This is a genomic window from Nocardioides donggukensis (assembly GCF_014842875.1).
Taxonomy (GTDB): Bacteria; Actinomycetota; Actinomycetes; order Propionibacteriales; family Nocardioidaceae; genus Nocardioides; species Nocardioides donggukensis.
The window spans coordinates 793,001-809,804 of sequence record NZ_JACYXZ010000001.1; the positions used below are offsets into that span (position 1 = coordinate 793,001).

The window sequence follows — 16,804 nt, forward strand, 5'->3', positions numbered from 1 at the left end:
GCTCTAGCTCGCCTTCTTCTTGGCGCTCTTCTTGGCCGACTTCTTCGCCGCGCCCTTGCCCTTGCCCTTGCCCTTGCCACTGTCGCTGTCGCTGTCGCTGTCGCTGTCGCTGGCGTCACCGTCGTCCTCGCCGCGGGCCTCCTTGGCTGCGGCGACCGACTTCTGCAGCGCGGCGAGCAGGTCGACCACCTCGCCGGAGGACTTGGTCGTCGTGGGCGTGCGCTTGACCTCGCCGCCGTCGATCTTGGCCTTCACCAGCGCCTCGACGGCGCCGGCGTAGTCGTCCTCGAACTCGGCCGGGTCGAAGTCGCCGGCCAGGGTGTCGACGAGCATGGTCGCCATCTGCACCTCGGCGTCCTTGACCTCGCCCACGTCCACGGAGAAGTCCGGCGTGCGCACCTCGTCGGGCCACATCATCGTCTGCAGGACGATCACGTCGTCGCGGACCCGGAGCACCGCGATGCTGGTGCGCTGGCGCAGGGCGATCGTGACCACCGCCATCCGGTCGGCGGCCTCGAGTGCCTGCCGCAGCAGGGCGTACGGCTTCGCCCCGGTCTTCTCCGGCTCGAGGTAGTAGGACTTCTCGAACAGCATCGGGTCGATCTGCTCGCGCGGCACGAACTTCTCCACCGCGATCTCACGGCTCGAGGTCGAGGGCAGCCCGGCGAGGTCGTCCTCGTCGAGGATCACCATCTCGCCGTCCTCGGTCTCGTAGCCCTTGGCGATGTCGGCGTAGGCCACCTCCTCGCCGTCGAGCGAGCAGACGCGCTGGTACTTGATCCGGCCGCCGTCCTTGGCGTGCACCTGCCGGAACGAGACGTCGTGGCTCTCGGTGGCGGCGTACAGCTTGACCGGCACCGAGACCAGCCCGAACGACACCGCGCCCTTCCAGATCGCACGCATGCGGGTTGCCTCTCCAGGTGACTTGCGTTCACTGCAGTATCGACCATCGCCGGGTCGGATGCGACAGGATGCCTCCATGCGTCCGATGCTCGCCACCCGAGGCACCCGGGTCCCGGAGGGCGCCGGGTGGCGGCACGAGGTGAAGTGGGACGGGATGCGGATCCTGGCCGACGTCCGCCGCGGCCCGGGGGCCGGCGTCCGCCTGACCAGCCGGAACGAGAACGACGTGTCGGTCTCCTACCCGGAGCTGCGGGGGATCCCGGGCCGCGACCTCCTGCTCGACGGCGAGGTGGTGGCGCTCGCGGACGGGAGGCCGAGCTTCGCCGCGCTCGCCGAGCGCATGCACGTGCGCAGCGCGACCCGCGCCGCCGTCCTGGCCGAGCGGGCCCCGGTGACCTACCTGGTCTTCGACCTGCTGCGCCTCGACGGGCGGGAGCTGGCCGGTGAGCCGCTGGCCGCGCGGCGCGAGCTGCTCGACGGGCTGGGGCTGGACGACGTGTGCTGGCAGGTGCCCGCGACGTACGACGACGGCACGATGCTGCTCGAGGCGACCCGGCAGCAGGGCCTGGAGGGGATCGTGAGCAAGCGGCTGTCCTCGCGGTACGAGTACGGCGCCCGCAGCCGGCACTGGCTCAAGTTCCCGCACCGGCAGCGCACGTCGTGGGTGGTCGGCGGCTGGCGGCCCGAGACCGGCTCGACGAACCGGGTCGGTGCGCTGCTGGTGGGCGAGCCGACGCCCGGGGGCGTGCGCTACCGCGGCCGGGTCGGCAGCGGGATCGCCGGGAAGGTGGGGCCGGTGCTGCGGGGTCTCCTGGACCCGCTGACCCGCGCCACGAGCCCGTTCCTCGACGAGGTGCCCCGGGAGGACGCGCGCGGCACCACCTGGGTCGAGCCGGTGCTGGTGGTCGACGTGGAGTCGCTCGGGCTGGGCGCCCAGGGCCGGCTCCGCCAGCCGTCGTACCGGGGGGTGCGGGCCGACCTCGGCCCCGAGGACCTGGTGGCGGAGCCATGAGAGACGTGGTGGCGGAGCCATGAGCGAGATCCGGGCCGAGGTCGAGGGGCGCACGCTGCGGATCAGCAACCTCGACAAGGTGCTCTACCCCGCGACCGGGACCACCAAGGGGGAGGTCCTGAACTACTACGCCCAGGTGGCGCCGGTGCTGCTCCCGCAGCTGGCGGACCGGGCGGTCACCCGGATCCGCTGGCCGCACGGCGTGCACGGAGACAGCTTCTTCGAGAAGAACGCGCCTGCCGGTGCGCCCGGGTGGCTGCGCACCGTGGAGGTCCCGACCACGGGCAGCCGCGGGTCGTCCCGGCACGGGGACACCCTGCGCTTCCCGGTGGTCGACGGCCTGGCGTCGCTGACGTACCTGGTCAACCTGGCCAGCCTGGAGCTGCACGTCCACCAGTGGACCGTCACCCCCCGCGGCCGGCCCCGGCACCCGGACCGCCTGGTCATCGACCTCGATCCCGGTGAGCCGGCCGGGCTGCCCGAGTGCAGCGAGGTGGCACTGCTGGTCCGCGCGAAGCTCGCCGAGCGCGGGCTCGAGGCGCGGCCGGTGACCAGCGGCAGCAAGGGCCTGCACCTGTACGCCGCGGTGCCGGGCGAGCTGGACAGCGACGGCACGACGGCCCTCGCCCGGGAGGTGGCCGAGGAGCTGCAGGCCGAGCACCCGAAGCGGGTCACCGCGACGATGACCCGGGCCCGACGACCCGGCAAGGTCTTCCTCGACTGGTCCCAGAACGCCGGCTCGAAGACCACCATCGCGCCGTACTCGCTGCGCGGCCGGGAGCGGCCCACCGTCGCCACCCCCCGGACCTGGACCGAGGTCGAGGCCGGCGCGGAGGACCCGCTCGCCCTCGAGCAGTGCCGCTTCGAGGCCGTGCTCGAGCGGATCGCCGAGCTGGGGGACGTGTTCGTCGACTGAGTCACATCAGTCTGTGGATTCCGTCAATTTCCTCTGTAAAGTTGCACTTTCCGATCCGACGCGACCTACGCTGTTGCTACCGGGGGGTAAAGCACGAGGTCACGGGTGACGCACGCTCCGCGATCGACGATCCAGGAGCCATGCCGTGACCGAGATGTCCGAGGGCATCAAGCCGCTCTCCCTCGACCTGCGCGCCCCGTGCCTCAGCTCGCCCGGGCACGTCCTCGACGTCCGGATGGGCTACCGCGCCACGGACCCGTTCGCGGTCGCGCTGGACTTCAGCTCCGGCGCCGGCAGCGTGGTCTGGATGGTGGCGAGGGACGTGCTCTGGCACGGCCTGACCGAGCCGGCCGGCGACGGCGACGTGCGGGTGACCCCGGACACCGACGCCGACGGACTCCGGGTGGTGCACGTCGAGCTCACCTCCCCGGACGGGTCGCTGGAGGTCTCCATCGACGCGGTCGAGGTCTCGACGTTCCTGCGCCGCACGTTCGACCTGGTCCCGACCGGCTGGGAGAGCGACCACCTGGCGCTGGACGAGCTGATCGACAGCCTGCTGGCCTGAGCGTCCCGCCACGGGATCGTGGGGCCCGCCCGGGATCGTGGGACAGGTGTGGGGGCTTTGTGTAGCCGGTGTCACCGGCATGTGGGTCGCACCCTCCTAGCGTGGGGGCACGCCCACATCGAGGAGCCCGCATGGAGATCACGCTGAGTCGGCCCAGCCGACTTCGCCGGATCTCCGGCACGCCGCTGGGGGTGGCGGTCACCGGGCTCCTGATGTTGCTCCTGCTGGTCCTCGCACTGGTCGAGGATCCAGCCGTCAAGCTGCTGGTCACGGGGGTGCCGGCGCTGGTGGTGATGCTCGGGAGCGTCGTGGTGCTCGTGCGGGGGGCACGAGCACCCGGCAGGGGCGCGGAGAGGGCCGGGACCGGGGCGGAGCGGTGCGCCGCCCCCGGTTCGGCGCCACGCGTGGAGTCGGCACCGAGGCCGGCGCCGGATCCGACTCGGAGGTCCGTCGAGCCTCCGGTCGAGCCACCGGCGGCGGAGCGGGTGCTGGTGCGCCCGGACGGGACGCCGCCTCAGGTGCCGCTGCCGCGCGTGGGCGTGGACGACCGGATCTGAACGGGTCCGGAGCCACCAGTTCAGTCTCCACCGGCGGTCGCGCTCGAGTCACCCGGAGTGACCGTCGGTGGCCCCGACCGGCCGGTGCTGGAAGATTCAACCGATCGGCCCCGGTTGGTGCGGGTTCGCCTCGGGGAGGCCGGTTCCGCCGTATGCTCCATGCCGTGGAACACCGTGTACTCGTCGTCGAGGACGAGCAGGACATCGCCTACCCCCTGGTCCGCACCCTCGAGCGCGAGGGGTACGAGGTCGCCTGGGTGCAGACCGGCAAGGAGGCCCTGGTCCACCTCGGCAACACCTCGCCGGACCTGATGATCCTCGACCTCGGCCTCCCGGACATGGACGGCCTGGACGTGTGCCGCTCGGCCCGCGGCGAGGGGTATCCCGGCGGGATCATGATCGTGACCGCCCGGGGCGACGAGATGGACCGGGTGGTCGGGCTCGACTTCGGGGCCGACGACTACCTCGCCAAGCCGTTCGGGCTCGCCGAGCTGCAGGCCCGGGTGCGGGCCCTGCTCCGCCGGAGCCAGGCCACCGCCGTGCCGGACGCCGCGCCGACCCCGCGTGCCGGGGGGCTGCGCCTGGACGTCGAGGCGCGCCGGGCGTTCGTGCGCGAGGACGAGGTCGCGCTGACCACCAAGGAGTTCGACGTGGCCGCGCTGCTGGATGAGCAGCGCAACAAGGTGGTCTCCCGCTCGCAGCTGATGGCCGAGGTCTGGGACGAGAACTGGTTCGGCTCCACGAAGACCCTCGACGTGACGATCGGCCGGCTGCGGCAGAAGCTCGAGGACGCCGGGGCCGAGGAGCGCGTCGTGGCGGTCCGGGGGGTCGGGTTCCGACTCGAGGACCCGCCCGGTGCGTGAACGGCTCACCGCCGCCTTCGTCCTGATCGCGGTGCTGGTGCTGACCGTCGTCGGCATCGCCCGGCTGGTCGCCAGCGAGGACCTGGTGCGCGCGCAGGCGGCGGACGCGCTGGGTCGCGAGGCCCGGATGGCCGCGGTCGTCCTGGTCGAGCGGGACGCCGCCGGTCAGCCGGTGGACGAGGCGACGCTGGCCGACCTCGTGGCACCCGACTCCATGCTGGAGTACCGGCGCGGGGACCGGGTGCTGCGGGCCTCCGGCGCCGACTACGACGCCGCCGCCGAGCACGAGGAGGGCGCGGCCGAGGTGGGCGAGGTGCGCGTGGTGGTGCGCGGAGCCTCCGCCGACCTCGCGGCGGCCCTGGCCGGCAACCGCACCTCGCTGCTGGTCCTGCTCCTGGCGCTGGTGCTGGTCGCCGCCCTGGTGGGGTTCGCGGCGGCGCGCTGGATCTCGGCGCCGTTCCGCTCGTTGGCCGAGGCCTCCCGCGGCCTGTCCCGCGGGCGCTTCGACCTCGATCTCCCGCGCTCCTCCCTGCCGGAGGTCGCCTCGATCGAGAAGGCGCTGCGGCTCGGCGCCGGACAGGTCGAGCAGTGGATGGTCCGGGACCGCGCGCTGCTGCGGCACGCCTCGCACATGCTGCGCACCCCGGTCACCGCACTGCGGCTCGAGCTGGAGGACGCGCTCCAGCCGGGCGGCGAGCCGGTCGACGCCCGCGAGGTGCTCGAGCGCTGCGTCGCCGAGCTGGTGCGGCTGGACGCCATGCTCGGCGAGCTGCTCTCCGGGACGCTGGACCGCAATCCGATGGCCTGGTCCGAGGTCAGCGTGCGGGAGGTCGCGGAGGCCGTGGGCGAGCGGTGGCGCAGCGACCTGGGGGAGTCGGTGGAGCTGCGGGTGCACGTCGACAACGGCGCCGCCGAGCGGCTCATGCCCGGCCCGCTGGAGCAGGTGCTGGACGCGCTGCTCGGCGCGGTGCGGGTGAGCCGGTCGGAGTCGGTCGGGCTCCGCTTCGCCGGCCAGGACCGCTACGTCCGGGTCGGGGTGACCAGCGCGGCGCCCGAGACCGAGCCGCTCGACGAGGCGGTGCAGGAGGCGCTCCAGCGGGCCCGGGTGCTGGCCGAGGCGCTGGGCGGCCGGGTCACCGGTGCCCTGGGGGTCGACGGGGCCGGGCTGATGGTCCTGCTGCCCCGCCACTGACCTGCCCGTCGCGCGCGGGGGGCGGACCTTCGCGGCTACGGCGCCAACGGCTCCCAGCCGGCGGCTCCGACGACGACCATCCGGGCCTGGCGGCGCAGGGTCAGCTCGATGGCGGCGCGCACGTCCGGGTGGCCGGCCTCGGTGCTGACCAGCTCGGCGGCGGCCGCGACCATGAGGTCGACGAACAGGCCGGCGAGGACGGCCAGGTCGGTGGGCCCCCACCGCTCCAGCCCGGGCATGCCGGCCAGGTCGGTGGCCAGCTCCCGCTCGATGCCGTCCAGCTCGCGCGCGATGGCGTCCCGGACCACCGGCACCCCGCCGTACCGCTCGCGGGCGATGAAGCGGAAGTGCGTGGGGTGCGCGTCGAGCTGCGCGCACAGCACGTCGACCGAGGCGTCGATGAGCTCGTCCGGCGGCGGGGCGTCGCGGCGGACCTCGCGGATCATCGCCCGCAGCGTCGCGAAGGACTCGTCCACGAGCGCCAGCCCGAGCTCGTCGAGGGTGGAGAAGTGCCGGTAGAAGGCGGTCGGGACGATGCCGACCTCCTTGGTGAGTCGGCGCAGGCTCAGCGAGGCGAAGCCCTCGTCCACCAGCAGGTCCAGTGCGGCGTCGAGGATCGCCCGCCGGGTGCGCTCCTTGCGCGCCTGGCGGGACCCCGGGGCGGCCGACTGGGTCGTCACGCCGCGCAGTCTAGGTTGTCGCGGGGCCCTCGGCTGCCCGAGGATGGGCCCCACCATGACTCCCGAACGCGATCACATCAGCCGCGGCGAGATCCGCAAGGACGCCATCCAGGACTCCGTCGAGGCCACCGTCGGCGCGGTGGGCCAGGTGGGCGGCGTGCTCACGGGCGCGGTGCGCGACGTCGCCCGCACGCTCGGCGGGCTGGCGACCGAGCTGTTCGAGATCCGGGACGCCGCCCGCCGGGCACAGGCCGAGCACGAGCCGGACCCCGACGTCGACCGGGGCTGAGCACGGCGACGGCGCGGGGACCAGATGGTCCGCCGCGCCGCCGTCCGGCTCCCTCGTGGGTCGCTCCCGTCAGTTGACCGGGGGCATCTGCGTGGTGGCCGAGCCGGTGCCGGCCGAGCCGGTGCCGGCCGAGGTGGCTCCGGCCGAGGTGCCGCCGGACGCCCGGTGCTCCCGGGTGTCCTGCTCGAGCTGGCCGAGCCAGCCCTCCCAGCGTTGGCGCATCGGGCCGATCAGGCCACCGCCCACGCCGACGACCAGGATCCCGCCGATGGTGGCGAGCACCGCGATCAGCACCGGCAGCGTGACCGACAGGCCGATCCCGACCTGGTTCAGCGCGGCGATGACGCCGAGCGCGATGATGAACCCGCCGACGATCTTCGTCAGCAGCGGTCCGTAGGAGAGCCCGCCGAGGCTGGCCCCCATGATGTCCTTCACCGCGCCGGCGACGGCGGCGGCGACGATCAGGATGACGATGGCGACGAACGCCTTCGGCAGCCAGGCCACGATGTCGTTGATGATCGCGCTGACCGGGTTCGTCGGGCCGAACGCGGTCAGGGCCAGCTGCAGCCCGATCAGCAGGATGAAGTAGTAGACCAGCTTGGTGATCAGCGAGACCGGCTGGATCTGCGCGTTGCGGAGGGTGTCGTCCACCCCGGCCCGGTCGAGCAGCCGCATGAAACCGATCTTCTCGAGCAGCAGCCCCACGGCCTTGGAGACCGCCTTGGCGATCAGCCAGGCGACGAGCAGGACGAGCAGGAACACCAGCAGCTTCGGCACGAAGCTGGCGATGGAGCTCCAGGCGTCGGTCAGCCCCGTCTCGACGTCGACGGCTTGGGTTGATCTGGACATCTGACCTCCCGGACGAGAGTACGGATCCGCCCGGACGGGCGTCCGGGCTGATGCCTCGTACCCCACAAGTCCGTTTTCATCCCTCTGCCCTACCGTGTCCCCATGAGGCTGTCGCTGCCGGCACCCGGCCGGCCGAGGATGCGCCGCGACCACTGGCGGGCCCGGAACGCCGCCCTCGACCCGCGGGTGGACTTCGTCGAGATCTACCGCAACCTCTCGTCGTACGAGTTCCCGTGGGACCTCAACCAGGCGCTGAGCTTCGCGCTCTTCCGCACCTACGCCGTGCCGGGGATCGGTCGCCTGCTGGCCGAGACGGGGGAGTTCACCGAGCGCACCCAGAAGCGGTACGACGACACCGCGCTGCTGCTGGAGGTGCCGTTCGCGAAGGGCTTCGAGGACCCCGAGGCGCGCACCGCGATCCGGCGGATCAACCGGATGCACCGGGCCTACGACATCCCCGACCACGAGCTGCGCTACGTGCTGAGCACGTTCGTGGTGGTGCCGAAGCGCTGGCTCGACGACTACGGCAAGCGCCCGCTCGACGAGGGCGAGGTGGTCGCGTCAGTGGCCTACTACCGCACGCTCGGCCGGCACCTCGGCATCCCCGACCTCCCGGAGTCCTTCGACGACTTCGCCACGCTGATGGACGACTACGAGGCCGAGCACTTCGGGTTCGACGCCGGCGCCCGGCGGGTCGCGGACGCCACCCTCGCCCTCATGCTCACCTTCCACCCGCGGCCGGCGGCGCGGCTGGTCGAGGTCTTCAGCCGGGCGCTGATGGACGAGCCGCTGCGGGAGGCGTTCGGCTACCGCGCGCCGCCGCCCGCGGTGGTCCGGCTCTCGCGGGCCGCGCTGCGGGCCCGGGGCCGGGTGCTGCGGGCGTTCCCGGCCCGGCGACGGGCCAGCGCCGTCGCCGACCTGCCGTGGGTCCGGTCCTACCCGGCGGGGTACGACGTGGCGCGCCTGGGGACCTTCCCGGACTGCCCTCGGAGAGTGTGACGCACCGCTTCCCATGAGGATTTCATCCCACCAGTCCCACAGGTCTACCCTCGTCCGACCGAACCCGTGGGGGGTGAGGGAGATTCCATGCGCACCACCATCCGTCTTGCCGTCGCCGCCGCCAGCGCCCTGCTGGTCGTGGTCTCCGGACTCGGGCAGCCCGCACTCGCCGGCCCCGCCCAGCGCTACGCCAAGACCGCGATCCACAAGACCAACGTCGAACGCACCGACCGCAACCTGACCAGGCTCCGCGGCGGCGAGTGCCTGCAGCGCTTCGCCCGCCGCCAGGCCCGCCGCATGGCACGGCAGGAGCGGATGTTCCACCAGGACCTCGGCCCGATCATGCGCCGCTGCGGACTGCGCCGGGCCGGTGAGAACGTGGCCGCCGGCTACCCGGGCGGTAAGGCCGTCGTGCGCGGCTGGATGCGCTCGGACGGGCACCGGGCGAACATCCTCGAGCCGCGGTTCCGGGTGATCGGGCTCGCGGCCCGCAAGGGCGACAACGGCGTCTGGTACGCCGCGCAGGTGTTCGGCCGGCACTGAGCCGGTCGTCCTATACTCGCGGCGATTCGTCCGGCAGCGGCCGAGGGTGGCGCGCCGGTTGGCACCGACTCGGGGGTTCGTTGATGACCGGCGCGACACCAGGCCCATCCCACAGTCCGACCTGCTGGCCGACCCGATGGGCCCTCGCGCTCCTGATGGTCGCGCAGGCCGTCCTGATCGGGACCGTCCCGGCGGCTCCGACCGCCCGCGCGGCGGAGGAGGGCGCGGCAGAGCAGTCGCTGCTGCTCGTCCTCGACTCCTCCGGCTCGATGAAGGAGCCGGCCGGCGGCGGGCGGACCCGGTTCGCAGCCGCGACGCGCGCGCTGGACTCCGTGATCGGCGAGCTCCCGGGTGACCTGGCCGTCGGGCTGCGGGTCTACGGAGCGACGATCGCCGACGGCCCTGGCTCGTGCCGGGACTCCGAGCTGGTCGTCCCGGTCGGGCCGGTCGACGGGCGGTCGCTGCGGGCGGCGGTCGACCGGGCCGAGCCCACGGGCAACACCCCGTTGGCGTACTCGCTGGAGCAGTCCGTCGGGGATCTGCCCGAGGAGGGTCAGCGCACGATCGTGCTGGTCTCCGACGGTGAGGAGTCCTGCGGCGGCGATCCGTGCGCGGTCGCCCGCGACCTCTCCCAGCAGGGGCTCGACGTCCGGGTCGACGTGGTCGGCTTCCAGGTCGACGGCGCCGCCCGGGACCAGCTCACCTGCATCGCCCAGGCCGGCCGCGGCACCTACTACGACGCGCCGGACGCGGCCGCGCTGACCAACCAGCTGGAGCGGCTCTCGGCCCGGACCGCCCGCGACTACCGGGCCGCGGGCACGCCCATCGAGGGCGCTCCGACGGCCGAGGGCGCGCCCAGCATCGAGCAGGGCCAGTACCTCGACACGATCGGCGACGGCGACGAGGTCGAGACCTACGCGATCGACGTACCCGAGGGCGCGACGCTGCACGCGGCCGCCACCATCCGCCCGACGACGCCAGGTCTCACCGACACCGAGTCGCTGGAGCTGCTGGTCACCGGGCCGGGGTCGACCGCCGCCTGCGCCCGGGAGCGGGGCACCTCGCAGGGGGCGTTCGAGGTGCTCTCACCGGTGTCGGCGACGGTCCTGGTGGAGCCCGAGGACCTCGAGGCGTGCGGCCCGGGGCCGTACGTGATCACTGTGGAGCGCGGCAGCGGGAAGGGCGTGAAGCCGCTCGAGGTGGTCGTTGTCGTCGAGCCTGCGGTCACCGACGCCGGCTCCCTCCCGCCGCCGGCGACCGAGCGGGACGCACGCGGGCGGCCGTCCGCTGCCGGTGGCGCGGAGCAGGTCGTCGGCGCCCCGTCGTACTCCGCGGCCCCGGTGCTCGAGCCGGGCGTCTACCGGGACACCATCCTGACCGGCGAGACCCTGATCTACGCCGCCGAGCTGGACTGGGGTCAGCAGCTGGCGTGCGAGGTGACCTACGGCCGCAGCCCTGCGGTGGACGAGGCGCTGGACTTCTCCGAGCCGCCGGTGTGGCTGAAGCTGTACAGCCCGACCCGCGGCGAGATCCGCGGCGACCCGACGGCGAACGTGCGCTACCGGGGTGACCGAGCGGTCTCGGAGCGCGCGACGAGCGTGCCGGTGCGGCACGCCAACCGGGACGCCGACGAGCCCGCCTACCGGACCGCGTCGATCCCGGGCACCTACTACTGCGCGACCTACCTCGGCGCCCGGCCGGACACCGGTGGTGGCGAGATCCCCCTGACGGTCACCGTCGACGTGCTGGGCGAGCCGACCGGCGCCCCGGCGTACGACGCGGGGTCGGCGCCGTCCGAGTCCGCCTCCGCGACGCCGGAGACGGGGGAGTCGGGGGAGTCGGGGGAGTCCGGTGACGCGGCTCCCGCGTCGGACTCCACCGGGCTGCTGCCCTGGGCGCTGGTGGCCCTCGCGCTGTTCGTTGTGGGCGGGGCCGTGGTGCTGGTGCGCGCCCGCCGTTCGTGAGCGAGGCTCTACGTTCTGCAGGTTCCGAGCCCCGGAATCCTGCAGAACGTAGAGCCTGCCCGCGGAGGGCGCGCGACGAGGGGCCCGACCGATCTCCCAGAGGGCACTCTGGACGACTGCTCCCACACCGGTCACGGCCCGTCCACAGGTTCGGATCCGAGGCCTTCCGGACCCGGCTCCGGCTGCGGTAGAACCGAGCCAGGAACCTCACTCGGACGGGGACCCGATGTCGTCGACGTACGCCGATGCCCACGCATCGCTGCTGGAGAGCCTCGACGCGCTGGTGCGGGAGGCGGTGCGCCGGGACGGGGTGGATCCGCAGCGCGAGGCCGGGGTGGTCCGCCGGATCGCCGAGGATGTGGTCCGCAGCCACGACGAGCGCAGCCTGACCGGCCAGGTCGCCCGGGTGCCGGACCCGCCCGCGGTGGTCGGCGAGTTGGTGGCCAGGGTGTCCGGCTTCGGGCCGCTGCAGCCCTACCTCGACGACGCGAGCGTCGAGGAGGTGTGGATCAACGACCCCAGCCGGGTCTTCGTGGCCCGGGACGGGCGGCACGAACTGACCCCGACCGTGCTCACCGCGGCCCAGGTCGACGAGCTGGTCGAGCGGATGCTCAAGTCCAGCGGTCGCCGGATCGACCTGTCCCGGCCGTTCGTCGACGCGATGCTGCCCGAGGGGCACCGCCTGCACGTCGTCCTCGAGGGGATCTCGCGCGGCTTCACGGCCGTGAACATCCGCAAGTTCACCCTCCGCGCCAGCCGGCTCCCGGACCTGGTCGAGCTCGGCACCCTGACCGCGCAGGTCGCACGGTTCCTCGACGCCAGCGTCCGGGCCGGGCTGAACATCCTGGTCGCCGGCGGGACTCAGGCAGGCAAGACGACGCTACTGAACTGCTTGGCCTCCTCGATCCCCGGCACCGAGCGGGTGGTCTCCGCCGAGGAGGTCTACGAGCTGCGCTTCCACCACCCCGACTGGGTGCCGCTGCAGACCCGGCACTCCGGGCTCGAGGGCACCGGCGAGGTGCGGCTGCGCGACCTTGTCAAGGAGAGCCTGCGGATGCGGCCGAGCCGGGTGATCGTGGGCGAGGTGCGGGCCGAGGAGTGCCTCGACCTGCTGCTGGCCCTCAACGCCGGGCTGCCCGGGATGTGCACGCTGCACGCCAACAGTGCCCGCGAGGCCCTGGTGAAGATGTGCACGCTGCCGCTGCTGGCGGGGGAGAACATCGGCGCCCGGTTCGTCGTGCCCACGGTCGCGTCGAGCGTCGACCTGGTCGTCCACCTCGGCATCGACCACCAGGGCGCACGCCGGGTCAACGAGGTGGTCGCGGTCCCCGGGCGGGTGGAGACCGACGTCATCGAGGCGGAGTCGCTGTTCGTGCGGCAGGACGGCGAGCTGCGCCGGCAGGGCGGGATGCCGCCGCGCGTGGAGCTCTACGAGCGGCTCGGCCTGGACGTCCACGAGATCCTGGGGCAGGCCTGACGTGGGCGCCCTGGTCGGGCTCGGGATCGGCCTCGGGCTGCTGCTCATCTGGTCGGCGTTCCACCTGCCGCGCACTCCGCGGGCCGAGCGTGCGGGGCCGCCCCGGCTCGCCGGGCTGCTCGCGCGGGCCGGGATCGCGGGTGTCAGCCCGGTCAGCTTCGGCGCGCTCTGCGTGGCGGTCGCGCTCGGCGCGTTCCTCGTGATGCAGGTCGTCTCCGGGACCCCGCCGGTGGCCGTCACCTTCGCGCTGATGGCGGGGTACCTCCCGGTGGCCGTGGTCTCCGGGCGGGCGCGTCGCCGGCAACGGGAGTTCGCCGACGTCTGGCCGGAGGCCGTCGACAACCTCGCCTCCGGGGTCCGGGCGGGGATGTCCCTGCCGGAGGCGCTGGCCGGGCTCGCGACCCGTGGGCCCGAGCCGCTGCGGCCGGCCTTCGCCTCCTTCGCGCTCGACTACCAGGTCACCGGACGGTTCGGCGACTCGCTCGACCGGCTCAAGCAGACCCTGTCCGACCCCGTCGGGGACCGGGTCGTGGAGGGGCTCAGGGTGGCCCGCGAGGTCGGTGGAGGTGAGCTGGGGCGCCTCCTGAGGAACCTGTCCGGCTACCTGCGCGACGACGCCCGGACCCGCTCGGAGCTGGAGTCGCGCCAGGCCTGGACCGTGAACGGCGCCCGGCTCGCGGTGGCCGCGCCGTGGGTCGTGCTGTTCCTGCTGTCCTTCCAGCCGGAGGTCATCGAGCGGTACTCCTCGACCGCCGGCGTGGTGGTGCTCGCCGGTGGCGCGGCGAGCTGCCTGCTGGCCTACCGGGTGATGGTCCGGATCGGGCGTCTGCCGACGGAACGGCGGATCCTCGCGTGAGCCCGGCGATGTGGGGCGGCCTGCTCGGGGGACTGGCGGCGTCCGGCTGCCTGCTGGTCGTGGTCCGGGTGCGGGCGATCCGACGCCCGGACCTGGCGATCCGGGTGCTGCCCTACCTGCGCGACCTGCCGGTGTCGGGGAGGGGGACCGATCAGCAGCCCGGCGGCGCCGTGCGTGGGGTCTTCGGCCCGGTCCTCCGGTCCGCCGCCGACGGGGTCGAGCGGGTGCTCGGCGGTGCCGCGACGGTGCGGCGTCGCCTCGAGCGGGCCGGCCTGGACCGGACCGTGACCGAGTTCCGCGTCGAGCAGGTGATCTGGGGCCTGGTCGGGTTCGCGGTGGCGGCGGCGGTCTCCATCCTGGAGAGCCTGGGGGACCCTCGTGGGGCGGTGTCGCTGCTGGTGTTCTGCGCCGCCGCGTTCGTGGCCGGGGTGATGCTGCGCGACCACCGGCTCGGCGCGGCCGTCCGGTCCCGGGAGCGGCAGGTGCTGGCCGAGTTCCCGGTCGTCGCCGAGCTGCTGGCGCTGGCGGTGGCGGCCGGGGAGAGCCCGGTCGCGGCCCTGGACCGCGTCGTACGCCGCAGCCGGGGTGCCCTCTCGGTGGACCTCGCCCGGGTCCTGGCCGAGATCCGCACCGGCCGGCCGGTGGGCCGGGCCTTCGACGGGCTCGCCGCGCGCACCGGCGTACCCCTCGTCGCCCGGTTCGCCGAGGGGATCGCCGTCGCCGTGGAGCGCGGCACCCCGCTGGCCGACGTCCTGCACGCCCAGGCCGCCGACGTCCGCGAGGCCGGCCGTCGCGAGGTGATCGAGGCCGGGGCCCGCAAGGAGGTCCTGATGATGGTGCCGGTGGTGTTCCTGGTGCTCCCGGTGACCATCGTCTTCGCGTTCTGGCCGGGCGTCATCGGGCTCAACCTGGTCACCCCATAGGGAAGGGAAGTGTTGTCGGACATGAGCTGCACACTGTTGTTGCGGGCGTACGTCGCCCTGGCGGCGCCGCGGCGTGAAGAACGGGGAGACGTGCCCGGCTGGGTGCTGATCACCGTGATGACCGCGGGGCTGGTCGGTGCCCTCTGGCAGTTCGCCGGGCCGGAGCTGAAGTCGTTGCTGGCCGATGCCCTGCGCCAGGTCAGCGGGTAGCCGCAGACCCGGTGAGCGGGGATCGGCGGTCGTCGACTTCGTGCTGGTGCTGGTGGTCCTGCTGCCGCTGCTGCTCGGGATCCTGCACCTGGCGCTGGTCCTGCACGTCCGCAACACGCTGACCGCGGCCGCCTCCGACGGGGCCCGGCACGCGGCCACCGCCGACCGCGCGCCGGGTGACGGGGCGGCCCGGACCCGGGAGCTGATCGCCGGCGCTCTGTCCGAGCGGTTCGCGCAGCGAGTGACCGCGGCGCCGACGGTGATCGACGGGGCGGCGGCGGTGGTGGTGACCGTGCGCGCGGAGGTGCCGCCGCTCGGTCTGTGGGGCCCGGCGGTGGCGCTGTCGGTGACCGGTCACGCCACCGAGGAGCGGCCGTGAGGCGCGCGGAGCGGGGCAGCGCGCTGATCGAGGTCACCTGGCTGGCGATCCTGCTGCTGGTCCCGCTGGTCTACGTGCTGATCTCGGTCTTCGACGTGCAGCGCGGCGCGTTCGGCGTCAGCGCGGCCTCCCGGGCGGCCGGGCGGGCCTACACGCTGGCGGACTCCGACGCCGAGGGGCGCCGGCAGGCACACGCCGCGGCGGCGACCGCGCTCGCGGACCAGGGCATCCCCGCGGACCGGTTCACCCTCGACATCGGGTGCCGCCCGGTGCCGGGGGACTGCCTGAGCCCGGGCTCGGTCGTGACCGTGGTCGTCCGCAGCCGGGTCGACCTGCCGCTGGTGCCGGCCGCGCTGGGCGGCGGCGCGCCGAGCTTCCGGCTCGAGTCCGTGCACCGGGTGCCCGTGGGTCGCTACGTGGAGTCCCGGTGAGAGGGGGCCTGCGGGGACGGCGGCCCGGTGAGGCCGGCCAGGTAACGCTCCTGGTCGTCGGCTTCGCGGTGCTGCTGCTGATGGCGGTCGGCGTCACCGTCGACGCGTCCGCGGCGTACCTCCAGCGCCAGGGCCTGGCCACCCTCGCCGACGGCGCCGCACTCGCCGGCGCCGACAACGTGGAGGGCGCGGCGGTCTACCGGGCCGGGCTGGGGGACGGCCGGGCGCCGCTGGACGCCGACGCGATCCACGACGCCGTGGTCGGCCACCTGCGCGAGCTCGGCGCGTACGACGAGTTCCCCGGCCTCGCCCTGGAGGTCACCGTCGCCGACGAGGCGGTGCTGGTGCGCCTGGTGGCGCCGCTGGACCTGCCGATCAGCGTGGCCGGGCTCACCGACGCCCGGGTCGCGGCCCGGGGATCCGCGGTGGTGCGGATCGAGGCCGGCCCCTGACCGCCGGTGAACGGTCAGGCTCTACGTTCTGCAGGTTCCGAGCCCTGGAAGCCTGCAGAACGTAGAGAGGAACCCGGGCCCCGATCGGCGAGGCGGAGGTGGTCTGCACCGGTGCCCCCGGATCCCGGAAAGCGCCGGTGCCCCCGCGCGGCCCGACCTACCGTCGAGGTCGATCACGATTCCCGTGGGGGGAAGGAACAGCACCATGCGACTCCCGGTACGACTCCTCGTCACCGTCGCCAGCACGCTCCTCGTGCTGGTCGCCGGGCTCGGCCAGCCGGCGACCGCCGGCAAGGTGGCCCGCTACGCCGACGACGCCCGGGCGAGCACCAACGTCGAGCGCAAGGACCGGGACCTGCGCCGGGTGCGCGAGGGCGCCTGCCTCCAGCGCTTCGCGAAGCGCCAGGCCGTCCGGATGGCCGACCAGGAGCGGATGTTCCACCAGAACCTCGACCGGGTCGTCAAGCGCTGCGGGCTCCGGATGGCCGGGGAGAACGTCGCCTACGGCTACTCCAGCGGCCGGGCGGTCGTCAACGCCTGGATGGGCTCCACCGACCACCGCAAGAACATCCTCAAGAAGGGCTACCGCAGGGTCGGGCTCGCCGCTCGCCGCGGCGACAACGGCCTCTGGTACGTCGCCCAGGTCTTCGGCCGCAATCGCTGACCCCGGGACCCTCCCCGGACCGTTGACACCCCTTCGGCGCTGTTGGTAGACAGAGGTCCGCGCTCGTAGCGCAATCCCCC

At 73.7% G+C, this 16,804-nt stretch carries 21 protein-coding genes; 18 read left to right on the forward strand and 3 right to left on the reverse strand.

Translation table 11 applies throughout. The features are described from left to right. Positions 1-3: 3 nt before the first annotated feature. On the reverse strand, positions 4-903 hold the full coding sequence (gene ku / locus IE331_RS03825; RefSeq protein WP_192140627.1) for a non-homologous end joining protein Ku: 900 nt from the start codon (positions 901-903) through the stop codon (positions 4-6). A 76-nt stretch (positions 904-979) separates the two neighbouring features. Here ku and ligD (IE331_RS03830) point away from each other — a divergent pair, with 76 nt between their 5' ends. From ligD (IE331_RS03830) to IE331_RS03855, 6 genes are all read left to right on the forward strand, one after another. Beyond that, positions 980-1,915, forward strand: a complete 936-nt coding sequence (gene ligD / locus IE331_RS03830; protein WP_192140629.1) for a non-homologous end-joining DNA ligase — start codon at positions 980-982, stop codon at positions 1,913-1,915. A 19-nt stretch (positions 1,916-1,934) separates the two neighbouring features. Beyond that, positions 1,935-2,831: a non-homologous end-joining DNA ligase gene (gene ligD, locus IE331_RS03835; protein ID WP_192140631.1), complete on the forward strand. Its 897-nt coding sequence runs from the start codon at positions 1,935-1,937 to the stop codon at positions 2,829-2,831. Between the two features lie 154 nt (positions 2,832-2,985). After that, complete coding sequence (locus tag IE331_RS03840; RefSeq protein WP_225579518.1) at positions 2,986-3,396, forward strand: SsgA family sporulation/cell division regulator; 411 nt, start codon at positions 2,986-2,988, stop codon at positions 3,394-3,396. 131 nt (positions 3,397-3,527) lie between these two features. Beyond that, positions 3,528-3,953 (forward strand): hypothetical protein, encoded by a 426-nt coding sequence (locus IE331_RS03845; RefSeq protein ID WP_192140635.1) that lies wholly within the window; start codon positions 3,528-3,530, stop codon positions 3,951-3,953. A 164-nt stretch (positions 3,954-4,117) separates the two neighbouring features. Then, on the forward strand, positions 4,118-4,816 hold the full coding sequence (locus IE331_RS03850; RefSeq protein ID WP_318646759.1) for a response regulator transcription factor: 699 nt from the start codon (positions 4,118-4,120) through the stop codon (positions 4,814-4,816). Beyond that, positions 4,809-6,008 carry a HAMP domain-containing histidine kinase gene (locus IE331_RS03855; RefSeq protein WP_192140639.1) on the forward strand — a complete coding sequence of 400 codons (1,200 nt, stop codon included), beginning with the start codon at positions 4,809-4,811 and terminating at the stop codon, positions 6,006-6,008. The genes IE331_RS03850 and IE331_RS03855 overlap by 8 nt, the downstream gene beginning before the upstream one ends. Positions 6,009-6,043: 35 nt before the next feature. Here IE331_RS03855 and IE331_RS03860 read toward each other — a convergent pair whose 3' ends face one another. Beyond that, positions 6,044-6,688: a TetR family transcriptional regulator gene (locus IE331_RS03860; RefSeq protein ID WP_201931016.1), complete on the reverse strand. Its 645-nt coding sequence runs from the start codon at positions 6,686-6,688 to the stop codon at positions 6,044-6,046. 55 nt (positions 6,689-6,743) lie between these two features. On the opposite strand from IE331_RS03860, the gene IE331_RS03865 reads away from it, so the two are divergent. Next, positions 6,744-6,977: a hypothetical protein gene (locus IE331_RS03865; protein WP_192140643.1), complete on the forward strand. Its 234-nt coding sequence runs from the start codon at positions 6,744-6,746 to the stop codon at positions 6,975-6,977. A gap of 69 nt (positions 6,978-7,046) precedes the next feature. Here IE331_RS03865 and IE331_RS03870 read toward each other — a convergent pair whose 3' ends face one another. Then, the gene (locus tag IE331_RS03870; RefSeq protein WP_192140645.1) at positions 7,047-7,826 is read right to left on the reverse strand and encodes a mechanosensitive ion channel family protein; all 780 of its coding nucleotides are present in this window, start codon (positions 7,824-7,826) and stop codon (positions 7,047-7,049) included. A 102-nt stretch (positions 7,827-7,928) separates the two neighbouring features. Between IE331_RS03870 and IE331_RS03875 the strand changes: the two genes are divergently transcribed. From IE331_RS03875 to IE331_RS03925, 11 genes are all read left to right on the forward strand, one after another. After that, positions 7,929-8,825: an oxygenase MpaB family protein gene (locus IE331_RS03875; RefSeq protein ID WP_201931018.1), complete on the forward strand. Its 897-nt coding sequence runs from the start codon at positions 7,929-7,931 to the stop codon at positions 8,823-8,825. Between the two features lie 87 nt (positions 8,826-8,912). Then, entirely contained in the window at positions 8,913-9,368 is a 456-nt protein-coding gene (locus tag IE331_RS03880) for a CAP domain-containing protein (protein ID WP_192140647.1), read from the forward strand. A 155-nt stretch (positions 9,369-9,523) separates the two neighbouring features. Continuing rightward, complete coding sequence (locus IE331_RS03885; protein ID WP_192140649.1) at positions 9,524-11,332, forward strand: VWA domain-containing protein; 1,809 nt, start codon at positions 9,524-9,526, stop codon at positions 11,330-11,332. Between the two features lie 226 nt (positions 11,333-11,558). Continuing rightward, positions 11,559-12,809: a CpaF family protein gene (locus tag IE331_RS03890; protein WP_192140651.1), complete on the forward strand. Its 1,251-nt coding sequence runs from the start codon at positions 11,559-11,561 to the stop codon at positions 12,807-12,809. Position 12,810: 1 nt separating this feature from the next. Continuing rightward, on the forward strand, positions 12,811-13,665 hold the full coding sequence (locus IE331_RS03895) for a type II secretion system F family protein (protein WP_192140658.1): 855 nt from the start codon (positions 12,811-12,813) through the stop codon (positions 13,663-13,665). Next, positions 13,662-14,588: a type II secretion system F family protein gene (locus IE331_RS16705; protein WP_201931027.1), complete on the forward strand. Its 927-nt coding sequence runs from the start codon at positions 13,662-13,664 to the stop codon at positions 14,586-14,588. The genes IE331_RS03895 and IE331_RS16705 overlap by 4 nt, the downstream gene beginning before the upstream one ends. Before the next feature lie 21 nt (positions 14,589-14,609). Then, positions 14,610-14,798, forward strand: a complete 189-nt coding sequence (locus IE331_RS03905) for a hypothetical protein (protein ID WP_192140660.1) — start codon at positions 14,610-14,612, stop codon at positions 14,796-14,798. Beyond that, positions 14,773-15,177: a TadE/TadG family type IV pilus assembly protein gene (locus IE331_RS03910; protein WP_192140662.1), complete on the forward strand. Its 405-nt coding sequence runs from the start codon at positions 14,773-14,775 to the stop codon at positions 15,175-15,177. Before IE331_RS03905 ends, IE331_RS03910 begins: the two co-directional genes overlap by 26 nt. Continuing rightward, positions 15,174-15,608, forward strand: a complete 435-nt coding sequence (locus tag IE331_RS03915) for a hypothetical protein (protein ID WP_192140664.1) — start codon at positions 15,174-15,176, stop codon at positions 15,606-15,608. The genes IE331_RS03910 and IE331_RS03915 overlap by 4 nt, the downstream gene beginning before the upstream one ends. Beyond that, on the forward strand, positions 15,605-16,060 hold the full coding sequence (locus IE331_RS03920; RefSeq protein ID WP_201931031.1) for a pilus assembly protein TadG-related protein: 456 nt from the start codon (positions 15,605-15,607) through the stop codon (positions 16,058-16,060). Before IE331_RS03915 ends, IE331_RS03920 begins: the two co-directional genes overlap by 4 nt. Positions 16,061-16,265: 205 nt before the next feature. Further along, complete coding sequence (locus IE331_RS03925) at positions 16,266-16,724, forward strand: CAP domain-containing protein (RefSeq protein ID WP_192140665.1); 459 nt, start codon at positions 16,266-16,268, stop codon at positions 16,722-16,724. Positions 16,725-16,804 lie beyond the last annotated feature (80 nt).